The organism is Stenotrophomonas sp. YJH_SMC_73, assembly GCF_059370155.1.
Genome location: NZ_JCAFTJ010000001.1, coordinates 237,841 through 252,856, shown reverse-complemented (window position 1 = coordinate 252,856; position 15,016 = coordinate 237,841). Strand labels below are relative to the sequence as shown.

The following is a 15,016-nucleotide window of genomic DNA, read 5'->3' as shown; positions in this document are numbered from 1 at the left end:
TCGCGTGCACACAGTCGACCATGCGCGTGCAAGCCCACTGGAGCCCGCTCCCGCATGACTTCGATCCGCCCGTTCTGCGCCGTGCTGCTGGCTCTGTCCCTGGCAGGTCCTGCCATGGCCGCCAGTGAGCCGCCGTCGCCCCGCGCCAGCGCCACCGACGCGGCCGACCCGGGGGCGCCGATCGACCTGAAGCGCTTCATGGGCACCTGGTATGTGATCGGCCGCGTGCCGAACTTCATCGAACGCGGGCACGTCGCCAGCGTCAACGAGTACGAGCTGCGCGACGAGCACAAGGTCGCCATCACCTACCGCTACCGTGATGGCTTCGGCGAACCACTGCAGGAAATTCGCGCACGTGCCAGCGTCGATCCGGACAGCGGCAACCATGGCTGGCGAACCTGGTTCTATCGCGTGGTGCCGACCCATTCGCGGGTACTGGAAGTGGCCCCGGACTATTCATGGGCACTGATCGGTTATCCGGGCCGCGAAATGGCCTGGATCTTCGCGCGCAAGCCGGACATGGACAAAGCCCTGTACAAGGAGCTGGCCGAGCGCCTGCGCGACGAGTACGGCGTGAACACCGACAAGCTCAAGCGCGTGCCTCAGCATCCGGAACAGGTCGGCAAGCTGGGCTACGAAGTACCGAACGCGCGTTGACCGCACGTGGAATTGCCGGCCAGCGGCCGGCACTACCGTTTTTTTCCCGGCAATCGGGTAGAGCCGGCCGCTGGCCGGCTGCCGCCCGGCATTCTGTTACTTGCGGCTGTAATGCGCGACCAGGCGGTCGCCGAGCATCTGCAGCAGCTGCACCAGGACCAGCAACAGGACCACGGTGACCAGCGCCACGTCGGTGTGCGAACGCTGGTAACCATCGCGGAACGCCAGGTCGCCGAGGCCACCGGAACCGATCGCACCGCCCATCGCGGTGAAGCCGATCAGGGCCACGGTGGTGACCGTCGCCCCGGCGATCAGCCCCGGTCGTGCTTCCGGCAGCAGCACCCGGGTGACCAGCTGCCAGGTGGTGGCGCCCATCGCCTGGGTCGCCTCGATCACGCCACGATCCACTTCGCGCAGCGCGGTCTCGACAAGGCGCGCGTAGAACGGCGCCGCGCCGATCACCAGCGGCACGATCGCGCCGCGCACGCCCAGCGAGGTACCCATCAGGAACAGCGTGACCGGGATCAGCACGATCATCAGGATGATGAAAGGCACCGAGCGCAGCAGGTTCACCACCAGAGCCAGCACGCCATAGGCAAACGGCCGGCGCTTCATCTGCGGCGCCCCGAACAGGTACAGCAGCACGCCCAGCGGCAGGCCGATGGCCAGGGTCAGCGGCAGCGAACCGAGCAGCATCAGCAGGGTGTCGAAGGTGGCCTGGCCGATGTCGGCCCACTTGCCCGCATCCAGGTGACGGAAGAAACCGCCGGCAGTGGCGATGATCATCGACGCAGCTCCTCGACATGCACGCCGGCAGCCACGAAGGCAGCCTGCGCGGCGGACTGGTCACCGCCCACCAGGGCGACCACCAGCTGGCCATAGGGGGTGTCCTTGATCCGGTCGATACGGCCGGACAGGATGTTGTAGTCGACCCCGGTCTGGCGCGCGACGCTGCCGAGCAGGGGTTCGTAGGTGTCGCCGCCGAGGAAGGTCAGGCGCACGATGCGCCCGCCCACCACGTCGAAATCGCGGTGCAACGCCCCTTCGTCCACGTGCTCCGATTCGCTGACGAACCGCCGCGTGGTCGGGTGCTGCGGATGCAGGAACACCCGGGTAACCGGACCGGTCTCGACCATCTGGCCAGCATCGAGCACGGCCACGCGGTCGCAGACACGGCGGATCACGTCCATCTCGTGGGTGATCAGCACGATGGTCAGGCCCAGCTCGCGGTTGATCTTCGACAACAGCGACAGCACCGAGGCGGTGGTCTGCGGATCCAGCGCGCTGGTGGCCTCGTCGCACAGCAGGATCTGCGGGCGGGTCGCCAGCGCACGGGCGATGCCGACACGCTGCTTCTGGCCGCCGGACAGCTGCGCCGGATACTTCTGCGCATGCGCTTCCAGGCCCACGGTCTGCAGCAGCTCGGCCACGCGCGCGTCGATCTCCGCCTGCGGCGTGCCGGCCAGTTCCAGCGGGAAGGCGACATTGCCAGCCACCGTGCGCGACGACAGCAGGTTGAAGTGCTGGAAGATCATGCCGATGCGCCGGCGCAGCGTGCGCAGGCCGTCCGCGTCCAGTGCGGTGACATCCTCGCCACCGATCAGCAGCCGGCCACCGCTGGGTTCTTCCAGGCGGTTGATCATGCGGATCAGGGTCGACTTGCCGGCGCCGGAATGGCCGATGATGCCGAATACCTCACCGGCCTCGATGGTCAGGTCCAGCGGTTGCAGCGCGCTGACTTCGCGGCCGGCAACGGCATAGGATTTGTGCAGGCGCTGGAACTCGATCACGGGCGTGGCTCACCGGCTGGGTGACGGAAGGGGGCGTGCAGCCTACCAGCGCAGGCGGTCGCGCGCCCGCGCCATGGGCCAGAATGTTATTCCTTTTGATTCTAAGCCGCCCGCGCCGACGTGTTGGCTGGGGTCAGAGCCCCTGCGGGGATCCGACCCCGGGGTCGGATCCCCGCAGGGGCTCTGACCCCATTCCCAGGCCCAACCGGCTCAGGGATGGTCCAGCGGCTTCGGTGGCTGCACCCGGTTCAGGCGCTCACGATGCAGCAGGTACAGTCCCGAAGCCACGATGATCGCGGCGCCCACCCAGGTATAGCCATCAGGCAGCTGGCCCCAGAAGGCCAGGTCCCAGCCGATCACCCAGACCAGCCCGCTGTACTCCAGCGGCGCGATCATCGAGGCCTCGCCCAGCTGGAACGCCTTGGTCAGGGCGATCTGGCCCAGCGCCCCGGCCAGGCCCATGCCGGCGATCAGCGGCGCATGCGCCAGCTGCAGCGGCACCCAGCCGGGAAGGGACAGCAGGCCGGCACCGATGGCCATGATCACCAGGAACCAGACCACCATCGACTGCGAGGTATCGGTGCGGGTCAGCAGGCTGACCGTGATCGCCGCCACGGCATAGGCGGTGGCCGCAGCCAGCACCATCAGGCCGGGCACCGAGATGAAACCGTCCACGCCCGGCCGCAGCACCACCAGCACGCCGACCAGGCCGATGCCGATGGCGACCCAGCGCCGTGGCCCGACCCGCTCGCCCAGCAGCGGTACCGACAAGGCGGCGATCAGCAGCGGGGCGACGAAATAGATGGTGTAGGCGGTGGACAGCGGCAGGTCGCGCAGGGCGAACACGAAGCAGCCGATCATCGCCATGCCCAGCGCGCCACGCAGCAGGTGCAGGCCCCAGCGACGCGGCACCAGCGAGCGCGGGCCGGCGCTGGCCAACACCCAGACCAGCACGAACGGCAACGAGGCCGCGCCGCGCAGGAAGGTCACTTCCAGGGTCGGATAGCTGGCCGACAGCTGCTTCATGCCAGCGTCCATCAGCGAGAAACAGGCGACCGCAGCGACCATCCAGGCCACCGCACGCGAAGGGGAGCGTTGCACGTTCATGGCCCATTATCGCCCGGTCGTCGCTTTCTGTAGAGCCGAGCCCACGCTCGGCTGCCCTTCACAAAGCCGCCGAGCGTGGGCTCGGCGCTACAAAGGGCGGGCATGCGGGCCCTCGCGATAGAATGATCGCCACTGAAACCTGCGGAGCACCGCCCATGCCTTCCTTCGACGTCGTGTCCGAAGTCGACACCCACGAGCTGACCAACGCCATCGACCAGGCCAACCGCGAACTGGCCACCCGCTTCGACTTCAAGGGCGTGGACGCAAAGTTCGAGCGCGACGGCGATGTCATCAACCAGACCGCGCCGACCGAATTCCAGCTCAAGCAGATGAACGACATCCTGCGTGCTCGCCTGGCCGCACGCGGCATCGACGTGCTCAGCCTGGAGTTCGGCGACATCGAGACCAACCTGGCCCAGGCCCGGCAGAAGATCACCGTCAAGCAGGGCATCGAGCAGAAGATCGCCAAGAAGATCGCGGCGGCGCTGAAGGATGCCAAGCTGAAGGTGGAAAGCCAGATCAACGGCGACAAGCTGCGCGTGCAGGGCAAGAAGCGCGACGACCTGCAGGACGCCATCGCCGTGCTCAAGGCCGGCAAGTTCGAGCTTCCGCTGCAGTTCAACAACTTCCGCGACTGAGGCATCCGCCGGGCCTGCCCCGGCGCTGCCAGCGGCAGGCACGACGGCGCGTTGCCAGCGACGCGCCTACAATGGCGGCCCCGCCAGCCGACGTGCCCGCCATGACCGATTCCCCCCTGCCCACCGATGACCCGATCGCTGCCACCCGCCTGTGGCTGGAGCGCATCGTCATCGGCCTGAATCTGTGCCCGTTCGCCAAGGCGGTGTATGTGAAGGACCAGGTCCGCATCGTGCTCAGTGATGCGACCACGCCGGAAGCGCTGGTTGAGCAGCTGGCCGAGGAACTGGTGCTGTTGCGCGATACGCCGGCCGAGCAGATCGATACCACGCTGATCGTGCATCCGCAGGTGCTGACGGACTTCCTCGACTACAACGATTTCCTCGACAACGCCGACGCCGCGATCGAGGCACTGGACCTGCAGGGCATCCTGCAGGTGGCCAGCTTCCACCCGGACTACCAGTTCGACGGCGTGGCAGCGGACGACGCCAGCAACTACACCAATCGCGCGCCCTTCCCCACCCTGCACCTGCTGCGCGAAGACAGCGTGGCGCGCGCAGTGGATGTCTATCCGGACCCGGACGTGATCGTCGAGCGCAACATCCAGACCCTGGACCGCATCGGCGTGGACGGCTGGCATCGCCGCCTGCGTGGCGAAGACCTGACGTGAGCACGGTGCCGCCGATTGCCGCATGGCCGGCCGCGCCGCTGTCGGGCAAGGTGGTGCTGGTCACCGGCGGCGCCAACGGCATCGGCCGTGGCATCGCACAGGCCGTGCTCGGTGCCGGCGGACGCGTGCTGATCGGCGACCTGGACGTGGAGGCCGGCGAGGCGTGCCTGGCGGAATGGCAGCGTAGTGGCGAGGCCGCATTCCAGCGCCTGGACATCACCAACGAAGCCAGCGTGCGCGACTTCATCGCCGTGGCCCTGCGGCGTTTCAGCCGTATCGACGGGCTGGTCAACAACGCGGGCATCGCCGGACCGCATGGCACGCAGCTGCAGGACATGGACTGGGACGAGTGGCAGCGCCGCCTGTCCTCGCTGCACGGTGCCTTCCTGTGCAGCAAGCACGCACTACCGGCGCTGACGGCCAGCGCCGCCGGCGCAATCATCAACATCGCCTCGACCCGCGCCTGGCAATCCGAAGCGCACAGCGAGGCCTATGCTGCGGCCAAAGGCGGGCTGGTGGCGTTCACCCATGCGCTGGCGATCAGTGCCGGCCCAACGGTGCGGGTCAACAGCATCAGTCCGGGCTGGATCGGCACCACGGCCTGGCAGGCCCCCTCGCGGCGACACGCACCGGAGTACTCGGCCATCGACCAGGCACAGCACCCGGTCGGCCGGGTCGGCCGCCCCGAGGACATCGGCGCGCTGGCGGTGTACCTGCTGTCGTCGCTGTCCGGCTTCAGCACCGGCCAGGACTTCATCGTCGACGGCGGCATGACCCGGAAGATGATCTACGCCGAATAGAAAAAGGGGACGGAGGGGATTAAGTCGTTTGTGCACAAACGACTTAATCCCCTCCGTCCCCTTTTTTTCGCTTACGCCATGCCCGAGTGCCGCAGCAGCGCGTCGATCTGCGGCGCGCGGCCGCGGAAGGCCTTGAAGTTCTCCGCCGCCGGGCGGCTGCCACCACGCGACAGGATCTCATCGCGGAAGCGTGCACCGGTTTCAGCCAGTGCCTGCGGCGCTTCCTCGAACGCGGCGTAGGCATCGGCGCTGAGCACTTCGGCCCACTTGTAGCTGTAGTAACCCGCGGCGTAACCACCGGCGAAGATGTGGCTGAACTGGTGCGGGAAGCGGTTCCAGACCGGCGGGTGGTTCACGGCCACTTCCGCGCGCACTCGGTCCAGCAGTGCCAGCACGCTGTCCTGCGCCGGTTCGAACTGGCTGTGCAGCAGCATGTCGAACAGGCCGAACTCCAGCTGGCGCACCGTGGCCATGCCGCTATGGAAATTGCGCGCAGCCAGCATGCGCTCGTACAGCGCGCGCGGCAGCGGCTCGCCACTGTCCACGTGCGCGGTCATGCCCTGTAGGTGGTCCCATTCCCAGCAGAAGTTCTCCATGAACTGGCTGGGCAGCTCCACCGCGTCCCATTCCACGCCGTTGATGCCGGCCACGCCCAGTTCGCCGATGCGGGTCAGCAGCTGGTGCAGGCCGTGGCCCATCTCATGGAACAGCGTGGTCACTTCATTGTGGCTGAAGGTCGCCGGCCTGCCGTTGGCGCCCCGGCCAAAGTTGCACACCAGGTAGACCAGTGGCGTCTGCACGCTGCCGTCGCCACGCACGCGACGGTTGCGGCAATCGTCCATCCACGCACCGCCGCGCTTGCCCTCGCGTGCGTACAGGTCCAGGTAGAACTGGCCGACCAGCGCGCCCTGCGCATCGACCAGGCGGAAGAAGCGCACGTCTTCGTGCCACACCGGTGCGCTGTCTTCCTGCACATGCAGGCCATACAGCTGCTCGATCACCGAGAACAGGCCGCCCAGTACCTTCGGTTCGGTGAAATACTGCTTCACTTCCTGCTCGGAATAGCTGTAACGCGCCTGCTTCAGGCGGTCGGCGGCGAACGCCAGGTCCCAGGCCTGCAGGGCATCGATGCCCAGCTGCTCGCGTGCGAACTGCTCCAGCTCGGCGCGGTCCTTGGCCGCGAACGGCTTGGCTCGCGCGGCAAGGTCACGCAGGAAACCCAGCACTTCGGCCGGATCCTGCGCCATCTTGGTCGCCACCGAGTAATGGCCGTACGAATCGAAGCCGAGCAACGCGGCCAGTTCGGCGCGCAGGGCAAGGATACGGTCGATGTTGCCACTGTTGTCCAGCGCGTCATCGCCGAACTCCGATGCACGCTGCGCGCTGGCACGGTACAGGATCTCGCGCAGGTCGCGGTCTTCACCCCAGGTCTGCACCGGCAGGTAGCACGGCATCTGCAGGGTCAGTTTCCAGCCGGTCCTGCCGTCCTTCTCTGCCGCAGCGCGCGCGACAGCCTTCACGTCTTCCGGCAGGCCCAGCAGTCGCGCTTCGTCCTCGATGTACAGCGACCATGCATCGGTGGCGTCGAGCACGTTCTGCGAGAACTTCGCCGACAGCGCCGACAGTTCCTCCTTGATCGCCGCAAAGCGCTGCTGCGCCTCAGGTGCCAGCTCGGCACCGCCCAGGCGGAAGTCACGCAGCGTGTTGTCCAGCACCTTGCGCTGGGCTTCATTGAAATGCGCCGCCTCCGGGCTGGCGGCCAGTGCCTGGTACTGGCGATACAGCGCCAGGTTCTGGCCCAGCGCGCTGGCGAGACGGGTCACCCGCGGCAGGTTGCCGTTGTAGGCCTCACGCAGTTCCGGGGTGTTGACCACCCCCTGCAGGTGGCCGACCAGGCCCCAGGCACGCCACAGGCGCTCGGTGGCGTCATCCAGCGGGGTGACGAAGGTGTCCCAACGCACCGGCTGCACCCGCTCGGCTGCGCTGACGGCAGCTTCGGCCTCGGCCAGCAGCACATCCAGCGCCGGCGCGACGTGCTCGGGGCGGATCGCGTCAAAGCGCGGCAGTCCGGAAAAGTCGAGCAGGGGGTTGGCAACGGTCACGGCAGATCTCCAGGGAACGGGCCCGGCGGGCGGGCAGCTTCCCAGATATGGCGCTGACAGGCGCGGCTGACAAGGGGGCATGCGCCGGCGTTCACGTCGGCCTGACGGCCGCGCACCGAAGCTCTGGCTGCGGGGGAGTCCGCAGCGGTACTTACCGAACGAGGCCCTACATGGAAGGTCTGGCTGCAGTGGCATCCATCTCACCGGCGCGCTCGCTGGCGCTGTCCGCCAGCCCGGCAGAACTGGCCTGGATCGCCGCGCTGTGCGATGCCGGCGACGACGCCCCCCGCCATTTGGAGCAGCTGCAGGCGGTATTGCAGCAGGGCGGCACGTTCAACGATGCCCAGGAGTGGTACCCGTTCGAGGTGATCGAGCGCGGCGCCAGCCAGTTGCAGCTGGGCCACGAGCGCGAGTTCGTGATCTGCGTGCTGCTGTGGCTGCAGGCATTGGCCCAGGGACGCGCCAGCATCCTGGACCCCAGCCTGCACCTGGATGACCGCGCGATGGACATCGAGGCGTTGCCTGATGCGCTGCGCGACGCGGTGCTGGATGCGTTCACCGCAGCGGGGTATTGAGACGCCCCGGCGACCGGGTGGAGTCGACTGTGGGTCGACTTTCGCGCGCAGCGCGGGATTCTGGCGACCTGAACGTGGAGCGGTCGACCAACAGTAGACGCTACCCAGCCGATGCACAGCCGGCCGTGCGTTGCCGCGTTACAACGCTTCCAGGCTGCACCACGGCAGTTCGGGCAACCCCTGCCCGGCCACCGCCGCCGCCAGCTGCGCATCGGCGCCGTCGACATCGATTCCCTGTCGCCCATACCACGCCGGGTCGTAATAGCTCTGCGCATAGCGCTCGCCACTGTCGCACAGGATGCTGACGATGCTGCCCTGGTGGCCCGCCTCACGCATCCATTGCGCGGCCTGCAGCACGCCGATGAAGTTGGTGCCGGTGGAGCCACCGACACGGCGGCCGAGCTGGCGGCTGACATGGCGCATCGCGGCCAGGCTCAGCGCATCGGGCACCTTCACCATCGCATCGACACTGGTCGGGATGAAACTCGGCTCCACCCGTGGCCGGCCGATGCCTTCCACGCGCGAGCCACCGCTACAGGTCAGTCCACGCCAGTCCTGTTCACCGGCCACGGCAGCCTTGTAGCCGTCGAAGAACACCGACACTTCCGGGTCCGCGCACAGGATGCGGGTGTCATGCCGGCGGTAGCTGACATAACGGCCCAGCGTGGCGGCGGTACCGCCGGTACCCGGGCTGCACACGATCCATTCCGGAACCGGGCTGGGCTCTTCGGCCATCTGCTTGAAGATGGATTCGGCGATGTTGTTGTTGGCACGCCAGTCGGTCGCCCGCTCGGCATAGGTGAACTGGTCCATGAAGTGGCCGCCGGTTTCGCGGGCCAGCTTTTCCGAATCACAGTTGAGGTCGCAGGCGCGCTCGACCAGGTGGCAGCGGCCCCCATGGAACTCGATCGCCGCGATCTTTTCCGGCGAGGTGGTGGCCGGGATCACCGCAATGAACGGCAGGCCCAGCAGGCGCGCGAAATAGGCTTCGGACACGGCGGTCGAGCCACTGGAGGCCTCGATCACTGGCCGGCCCTCGCGCAACCAACCGTTGGCCAGCGCGTACAGGAACAGCGAGCGCGCCAGCCGGTGCTTGAGGCTGCCGGTGGGATGGCTCGACTCGTCCTTCAGGTACAGGTCGATGCCCTCGAACCCGGGCAGCGCCAGCGGGATCAGATGGGTATCGGCGGAACGGTTGAAATCGGCTTCGATCTTGCGGATGGCGGCGGCCACCCATTCACGCTGCGACATGGCGGGCAATCGTTATCAGGACGGAACGGTGCGATCCGGCCATTGTACGTCGCGGTGCCGTCAGGTGCGGGCCGGTAGAATGGCGCCATCCGGCCGGCAACGGCCCCGTCTGAAGGACCTCCCCCATGACCATTCCCGCCCTGCGCGATGTCCCCGGCGTCGCCGCCCAGGCCCCGGCCGAAACCAGCGGCTTCGTGTTCAACCACACCATGCTGCGGGTGAAGGACATCACCGCCTCGCTGGACTTCTACACCCGCGTGCTGGGTTACCAGCTGATCGACAAGCGCGACTTCCCGGACGCCCAGTTCAGCCTGTACTTCCTGGCCTACGTGCCGGCCGGCGCAGTGGTGCCAGAAGACGACAGCCAGCGCCGCCTGTGGATGGCCGGCCTGCCGGGCGTGCTGGAACTGACCCACAACCACGGTACCGAAACCCAGGCCGGTGCGGTGTACCACGACGGCAACAGCGACCCGCGCGGCTTCGGCCACATCTGCGTGTCGGTGCCGGACATCGAGGCCGCCTGCCAGCGCTTCGAGGACCTCGGCGTGACCTTCCAGAAGCGCCTGACCGACGGCCGCATGAAGAACCTGGCCTTCATCAAGGACCCGGACGGCTACTGGGTCGAAATCATCGCCAACTGACAAAAAGGGGACGGAGGGGATTAAGTCGTTTCTGGCACTATTGGCCGGAAGCGACTTAATCCCCTCCGTCCCCTTTTTTGCGAGGTTCGTATGGAAACGATGGAACTGCACCGCGGCCGCCTGATCGACCACATCCAGCTGGTGGTGCGTGACCTGGTGGCCAGCCGCCGCTTCTACCAGGCGGTGTTCGACACCATCGGCATCCCGATCGCCGGCGAAGGCGATGATTACTTCTGGGCCGATGAGCTGTTCATTTCCAGCGCCAGCAGCGAGGCCGCCGCCGGCCAGCTGACCGGCCGGCACCATCTGGCCTTCCAGGCCCGCGACAGCGCCACCGTCGATGCCTTCCATACCGCCGCGATCGCCGCCGGCGGCACCGACAACGGCGCGCCGGGCGAACGCCCCTACCACCCGGGCTACTACGGCGCCTTCGTGCTCGACCCGGACGGCAACAACATCGAAGTGGTCTATCACGGTCCTGCGAACTACAGCGCCGACTCGGTAAAGGTCACGTTCTGATATCACCGAAGCCGTGAACGAAGAAGCCGGGCAATGCCCGGCTTCCCTGCTTCCAGCGCTGCAGCCCTCAGTGGGCGGCCATGTAGATGTCCTGAAGCACGGCCTTTTCCAGTTCCAGCTCGCCCAGCAGGTTCTTCACGATATCGCCCAGGCTGAGGATGCCGACCAGCTGGTTGCCGTCGGTCACCATCAGATGACGGCGCCGCGAGTACGTCATCAACGACATGGCCTGCTTCAGCGTCGCGTCCGGCGCAATGCCTTCCAGGCCGGTGGACGGCAGGCTGGAGATCACCCGGCGGCCGGCCTGCGGGCCGTCGTCGGCCAGGGTACGCACGATGTCCTTCTCGGAAATGATGCCGACCGGGGCATCGTCCTTCATCACCACCAGCGCAGCGATCCTGTTCGCGCTCATCTTGTGGGCGGCGGCACCGATGGTGTCTTCGGCGTCGATGGTGATGACAGCTTCTTTCTTGGATTGCAGGAGTTCGCGGACGTTCATTCTTGTTTCCTGGTGCAGGTCACTGAAGTCAAAAAAGTGTGCTCTTCCGATACGCCCCCTCCCCGGGAACAGACCTTTCAGCGCACGTCTGGCGCACCCGGCCGCCGCGTGGAATGGATCGGCAGGCGATGTGCTGCAACGCGAACGAGGTGGGCTCAACCGCTCAACCCGGACCTCGGTCAAATCGATTCTACGACTGCGACCATCGGTCACTACCGGCATCGATAGGACAGTTCGTCGTGGGAACCAACCGACGATCCAGAGAATGGCACCGCGGCTGAAACCGCCGCTGAATACAGCCAATGCCACGCATTAAAGAATGATTGCCTGCTGCCGACGGCGGACAGAACACCCGGCGGCTGTCCCACTTGGCATGGCCAACCACGCAAACGAAAGGGGCCACGCGGGCCCCTTTCGCATGCAGCATTCAACGGATCCGGGAGTGTTACTCCACCGTCACGCTCTTGGCCAGGTTGCGCGGCTTGTCCACGTCGGTGCCGCGTGCCAGCGCGGTGTGGTAGGCCAGCAGCTGCACCGGAATGGTGTGCACGATCGGGCTGAGCACGCCGGCATGGCGCGGCGTGCGGATCACGTGCACGCCTTCGGACTCATTGAAGTTGCTGTCCTGGTCGGCGAACACGAACAGCTCGCCACCACGGGCGCGCACTTCCTGCATGTTCGACTTCACCTTCTCCAGCAGGCTGTCATTGGGGGCAATCACCACCACCGGCATGTCCTCGTCCACCAGCGCCAGCGGGCCGTGCTTCAGCTCGCCCGCCGGGTAGGCCTCGGCGTGGATGTAGGAAATCTCCTTGAGCTTGAGCGAGCCTTCCAGCGCGATCGGGTAATGCAGGCCACGGCCCAGGAACAGCGCATTGGACTTGCGCGCGAAGCGCTCGGCCCACGCCGCGATCTGCGGCTCCAGGTTCAGTGCGTGCTGCACGCTGCCCGGCAGGAAGCGCAGCTGCTCCAGGTAATCCGCTTCCTGCGCCGCGTCGATGCGGCCATGCAGCTTGCCCAGCACCACGGTCAACTGGAACAGCGCGGCCAGCTGGGTGGTGAAGGCCTTGGTCGAAGCCACGCCGATCTCCGCGCCCGCGCGGGTGTAGCAGACCAGCTCGCTGGCGCGCGGAATCGCGCTTTCCGGCACGTTGCAGATCGACAGCGTGTGCTTGTGGCCAAGCGCCTTGGCGTACTTCAGCGCCTCCATCGTATCCAGCGTTTCGCCGGACTGGGAGATGGTGACGATCAGGTGCTTCGGGTTGGCATACGCGGCGCGGTAGCGGTACTCGCTGGCAATCTCCACGCTGCACGGCAGGCCGGCGATGGCCTCGATCCAGTAGCGCGCGGTCAGGCCGGCGTAGTAGCTGGTGCCGCAGGCAATGATCTGCACGCCCTCGATGCCCGACAGCACCGCTTCGGCATTCTTGCCGAACAGCTCGGCCGGGAAACCACCGGCGTCGATCGCCGCCTCGATGGTGTCGCCCAGCGCGCGCGGCTGCTCGTGGATTTCCTTCTGCATGAAGTGGCGGTACGGGCCAAGCTCCAGCGATGCCAGCGACACGTCGGACAGGTGCACATCGCGCTCGACCGGCCGGTCATGCTCATCGAAGATGCGCACGCCATCGCGACGGATCTCGGCGGTGTCGCCCTCTTCCAGGAAGATCACCTTGCGGGTGGCCGAGATCACCGCCGAGACGTCGGAGGCGACGAAGTTCTCGCCCTCGCCCAGGCCCACCAGCAGCGGGCAGCCCATGCGCGCGCAGACGAAGCGCTCCGGCTCGGCGCGGCTGACCACGGCCAGCGCGTAGGCGCCGGTCAGCTCGTTCACCGTGTGCTGCAGCGCCACCAGCAAGTCATCGCCGCCCTTCAGGTGATGATGGATCAGGTGCGCGATGACTTCAGTGTCGGTCTGCGACTCGAAGGTGTAGCCCAGCGCGCGCAGCTTCTCGCGCTGCTCTTCGTGGTTCTCGATGATGCCGTTGTGCACCAGCGCCACGCCGTGGCTGATGTGCGGATGCGCGTTGGCCTCGGTGACGCCGCCGTGGGTGGCCCAGCGGGTGTGGCCGATACCCAGCACCGCATTGAACCCTTCGGCCTCGGCCGCCGTGGCCATTTCCGACACGCGACCGGTGCGGCGGACACGACGTACTTCGGGGCGCTCGGCGTGATCGATCACCGCGATGCCCGAGGAGTCGTAACCACGGTACTCAAGCCGCTTCAGGCCTTCGATCAGCACCGGCACCACGTCGCGATCGGCGATTGCACCCACGATTCCACACATGTCACGCGTTTCCTTGAAGACGATCGGCGCATTCTAGCCCGCGTGTCCGGCTTCCCCCTCCTGTCCGCTTAATGAAAGTGTCCGGAAAGGTGTCCGCGGACACCCGGACACTCCAGCGGCCCGCCCAACCTGTTGAACTGAAAGGAAATAAAGTTGGCACGCTACGTGCTTGGTACTGGCTACCACCGTCAGGCACGCACCCGATGATCCGCGACACTTCCGCACAGGACCAGATCGTTTCCTCCGCCCCGGCCGGCGCCACCCGCGTCAACTGGCAGCGCTACCGCTGGCCGGCGCTGGGCGCCATCGTGCTGCTGGCCGGCATCGGCTGGGCCGTGCATGCCTGGTCCAATGCCAGCCGCTCCTTCGACAGCAGCCGGGTGCGCATCGCCGAAGTGAAGCGCGGCGACCTGGTCCGCGACATCGCCGCCGACGGCCGGGTGATCGCCGCCAACAGCCCGATCCTGTACGCCATCTCGGCCGGCACCGTGGACCTGAAAGTGGTCGCCGGTGACGTGGTGAAGAAGGGCCAGGAACTGGCGGTCATCGACAGCCCGGAACTGCGCAGCAAGCTGGCCCAGGAACAGGCCACCCTGGCCGGCCTGGAAGCCGAGGCCAGCCGTGCCGCGCTGGACGCCACCCTGGCCCGCGCCAAGTCGCGCAAGGAAACCGACCAGGCCACCATCGAGCGCCAGGCCGCCGACCGCGACCTGCAGCGCTTCCAGCGCGGCTACGACGGCGGTGCGGTGCCACAGATCGACCTGGCCAAGGCCAAGGACTCGCTGAAGAAGGCCGACATCACCCTGGCCAACGCCACCACCGATGCGCGCCTGCAGAGCCAGGGCGCCGACCTGGATGCCCGCAACAAGCGCCTGCTGGCCGACCGCCAGAAGGCCGTGGTGGCCGAAGTGCAGCGCCAGGTCGACGCACTGACCCTGCGCGCACCGTTTGACGGCCAGGTCGGCCAGGTGCAGGCGGTCCAGTCCACCAACCTGGCTGCCAACGCGCCGGTGCTGGGCGTGGTCGACCTGTCCAAGTTCGAGGTCGAGATCAAGGTGCCGGAGAGCTTCGCCCGCGACCTGGCGATCGGCATGCCGGCGCAGCTGACCGGCGGCAATGGCAAGCCGTTCCCGGGCGAGATCAGCGCGGTGTCGCCGGAAGTGGTCAACGGCGAGGTCAACGCCCGCGTGCGCTTCGCCAGCGCGCAGCCGGAAGGCCTGCGCCAGAGCCAGCGGATGTCGGTGCGCGTGCTGCTCGATACCCGCAAGGACGTGCTGAAGGTCGAGCGCGGCCCGTTCGTCGAACAGGGCAATGGCGTGGCCTACGTGATGGATGGCCGCACCGCGGTGCGGCGTCCGGTGGAACTGGGCGTCAGCAGCCTGGGCGAAGTGGAAATCAAGTCGGGTGTGCAGCCGGGCGACCGCATCGTGGTCTCCGGCAGCGACCTGTTCAAGGACGCCGAACGCGTCTCCGTCAACTGATACC

15 protein-coding genes are annotated in these 15,016 nt (G+C 67.0%); 8 read left to right on the top strand and 7 right to left on the bottom strand.

The window, feature by feature from the left end; genetic code table 11:
• The first annotated feature begins 54 nt into the window (after positions 1–54).
• Complete coding sequence (locus AC5P8R_RS01190) at positions 55–657, top strand: lipocalin family protein (RefSeq protein WP_014648471.1); 603 nt, start codon at positions 55–57, stop codon at positions 655–657.
• Positions 658–753: 96 nt separating this feature from the next.
• Here the strand turns inward: AC5P8R_RS01190 and AC5P8R_RS01185 are convergent, their stop codons facing one another.
• From AC5P8R_RS01185 to AC5P8R_RS01175, 3 genes are all read right to left on the bottom strand, one after another.
• Positions 754–1,443, bottom strand: a complete 690-nt coding sequence (locus AC5P8R_RS01185) for a methionine ABC transporter permease (protein WP_014648472.1) — start codon at positions 1,441–1,443, stop codon at positions 754–756.
• The gene (locus AC5P8R_RS01180) at positions 1,440–2,447 is read right to left on the bottom strand and encodes a methionine ABC transporter ATP-binding protein (RefSeq protein WP_014648473.1); all 1,008 of its coding nucleotides are present in this window, start codon (positions 2,445–2,447) and stop codon (positions 1,440–1,442) included. The genes AC5P8R_RS01185 and AC5P8R_RS01180 overlap by 4 nt, the downstream gene beginning before the upstream one ends.
• 210 nt (positions 2,448–2,657) lie before the next feature.
• Positions 2,658–3,554, bottom strand: coding sequence for a DMT family transporter (locus AC5P8R_RS01175; protein WP_014648474.1), 897 nt, complete (start codon positions 3,552–3,554; stop codon positions 2,658–2,660).
• Between the two features lie 155 nt (positions 3,555–3,709).
• Between AC5P8R_RS01175 and AC5P8R_RS01170 the strand changes: the two genes are divergently transcribed.
• The 3 genes from AC5P8R_RS01170 (at position 3,710) to AC5P8R_RS01160 (ending at position 5,660) form a co-directional block, all read left to right on the top strand.
• Positions 3,710–4,192, top strand: a complete 483-nt coding sequence (locus AC5P8R_RS01170; RefSeq protein ID WP_006471121.1) for a YajQ family cyclic di-GMP-binding protein — start codon at positions 3,710–3,712, stop codon at positions 4,190–4,192.
• A 101-nt stretch (positions 4,193–4,293) separates the two neighbouring features.
• Complete coding sequence (locus tag AC5P8R_RS01165; protein WP_049406028.1) at positions 4,294–4,860, top strand: DUF1415 domain-containing protein; 567 nt, start codon at positions 4,294–4,296, stop codon at positions 4,858–4,860.
• A complete protein-coding gene (locus AC5P8R_RS01160; RefSeq protein ID WP_169411965.1) occupies positions 4,857–5,660 on the top strand; it encodes an SDR family oxidoreductase in 804 nt (267 codons plus the stop codon). The genes AC5P8R_RS01165 and AC5P8R_RS01160 overlap by 4 nt, the downstream gene beginning before the upstream one ends.
• Positions 5,661–5,731: 71 nt before the next feature.
• Here the strand turns inward: AC5P8R_RS01160 and AC5P8R_RS01155 are convergent, their stop codons facing one another.
• Complete coding sequence (locus AC5P8R_RS01155) at positions 5,732–7,762, bottom strand: M3 family metallopeptidase (protein WP_262087861.1); 2,031 nt, start codon at positions 7,760–7,762, stop codon at positions 5,732–5,734.
• A gap of 170 nt (positions 7,763–7,932) precedes the next feature.
• On the opposite strand from AC5P8R_RS01155, the gene AC5P8R_RS01150 reads away from it, so the two are divergent.
• Positions 7,933–8,337: a hypothetical protein gene (locus AC5P8R_RS01150; RefSeq protein WP_014648478.1), complete on the top strand. Its 405-nt coding sequence runs from the start codon at positions 7,933–7,935 to the stop codon at positions 8,335–8,337.
• A gap of 138 nt (positions 8,338–8,475) precedes the next feature.
• Here AC5P8R_RS01150 and AC5P8R_RS01145 read toward each other — a convergent pair whose 3' ends face one another.
• Positions 8,476–9,588 (bottom strand): PLP-dependent cysteine synthase family protein, encoded by a 1,113-nt coding sequence (locus tag AC5P8R_RS01145; RefSeq protein ID WP_014038552.1) that lies wholly within the window; start codon positions 9,586–9,588, stop codon positions 8,476–8,478.
• A 125-nt stretch (positions 9,589–9,713) separates the two neighbouring features.
• On the opposite strand from AC5P8R_RS01145, the gene gloA reads away from it, so the two are divergent.
• Positions 9,714–10,229 carry a lactoylglutathione lyase gene (gene gloA, locus AC5P8R_RS01140; protein ID WP_014648479.1) on the top strand — a complete coding sequence of 172 codons (516 nt, stop codon included), beginning with the start codon at positions 9,714–9,716 and terminating at the stop codon, positions 10,227–10,229.
• 90 nt (positions 10,230–10,319) lie between these two features.
• On the top strand, positions 10,320–10,748 hold the full coding sequence (locus AC5P8R_RS01135; protein WP_041863842.1) for a VOC family protein: 429 nt from the start codon (positions 10,320–10,322) through the stop codon (positions 10,746–10,748).
• 67 nt (positions 10,749–10,815) lie between these two features.
• Here the strand turns inward: AC5P8R_RS01135 and AC5P8R_RS01130 are convergent, their stop codons facing one another.
• Both AC5P8R_RS01130 and glmS read right to left on the bottom strand, forming a co-directional pair.
• A complete protein-coding gene (locus tag AC5P8R_RS01130; RefSeq protein ID WP_014648481.1) occupies positions 10,816–11,247 on the bottom strand; it encodes a CBS domain-containing protein in 432 nt (143 codons plus the stop codon).
• A gap of 445 nt (positions 11,248–11,692) precedes the next feature.
• On the bottom strand, positions 11,693–13,531 hold the full coding sequence (gene glmS, locus AC5P8R_RS01125; protein ID WP_495222925.1) for a glutamine--fructose-6-phosphate transaminase (isomerizing): 1,839 nt from the start codon (positions 13,529–13,531) through the stop codon (positions 11,693–11,695).
• Positions 13,532–13,734: 203 nt separating this feature from the next.
• Here glmS and AC5P8R_RS01120 point away from each other — a divergent pair, with 203 nt between their 5' ends.
• The gene (locus AC5P8R_RS01120; protein WP_032961233.1) at positions 13,735–15,012 is read left to right on the top strand and encodes an efflux RND transporter periplasmic adaptor subunit; all 1,278 of its coding nucleotides are present in this window, start codon (positions 13,735–13,737) and stop codon (positions 15,010–15,012) included.
• Positions 15,013–15,016: the final 4 nt, after the last annotated feature.

What these genes read in the sequence shown, in the direction of transcription:
- gloA (WP_014648479.1), top strand. Translation starts at nt 9,714, where the DNA reads ATGACCATTCCCGCCCTGCGCGATGTCCCCGGCGTCGCCGCCCAGGCC.
- AC5P8R_RS01150 (WP_014648478.1), top strand. Translation starts at nt 7,933, where the DNA reads ATGGAAGGTCTGGCTGCAGTGGCATCCATCTCACCGGCGCGCTCGCTG.
- AC5P8R_RS01120 (WP_032961233.1), top strand. Translation starts at nt 13,735, where the DNA reads ATGATCCGCGACACTTCCGCACAGGACCAGATCGTTTCCTCCGCCCCG.
- AC5P8R_RS01145 (WP_014038552.1), bottom strand. Translation starts at nt 9,588, where the DNA reads ATGTCGCAGCGTGAATGGGTGGCCGCCGCCATCCGCAAGATCGAAGCC.
- AC5P8R_RS01165 (WP_049406028.1), top strand. Translation starts at nt 4,294, where the DNA reads ATGACCGATTCCCCCCTGCCCACCGATGACCCGATCGCTGCCACCCGC.
- AC5P8R_RS01190 (WP_014648471.1), top strand. Translation starts at nt 55, where the DNA reads ATGACTTCGATCCGCCCGTTCTGCGCCGTGCTGCTGGCTCTGTCCCTG.
- AC5P8R_RS01175 (WP_014648474.1), bottom strand. Translation starts at nt 3,554, where the DNA reads ATGAACGTGCAACGCTCCCCTTCGCGTGCGGTGGCCTGGATGGTCGCT.
- AC5P8R_RS01170 (WP_006471121.1), top strand. Translation starts at nt 3,710, where the DNA reads ATGCCTTCCTTCGACGTCGTGTCCGAAGTCGACACCCACGAGCTGACC.
- AC5P8R_RS01130 (WP_014648481.1), bottom strand. Translation starts at nt 11,247, where the DNA reads ATGAACGTCCGCGAACTCCTGCAATCCAAGAAAGAAGCTGTCATCACC.
- glmS (WP_495222925.1), bottom strand. Translation starts at nt 13,531, where the DNA reads ATGTGTGGAATCGTGGGTGCAATCGCCGATCGCGACGTGGTGCCGGTG.
- AC5P8R_RS01135 (WP_041863842.1), top strand. Translation starts at nt 10,320, where the DNA reads ATGGAAACGATGGAACTGCACCGCGGCCGCCTGATCGACCACATCCAG.
- AC5P8R_RS01185 (WP_014648472.1), bottom strand. Translation starts at nt 1,443, where the DNA reads ATGATCATCGCCACTGCCGGCGGTTTCTTCCGTCACCTGGATGCGGGC.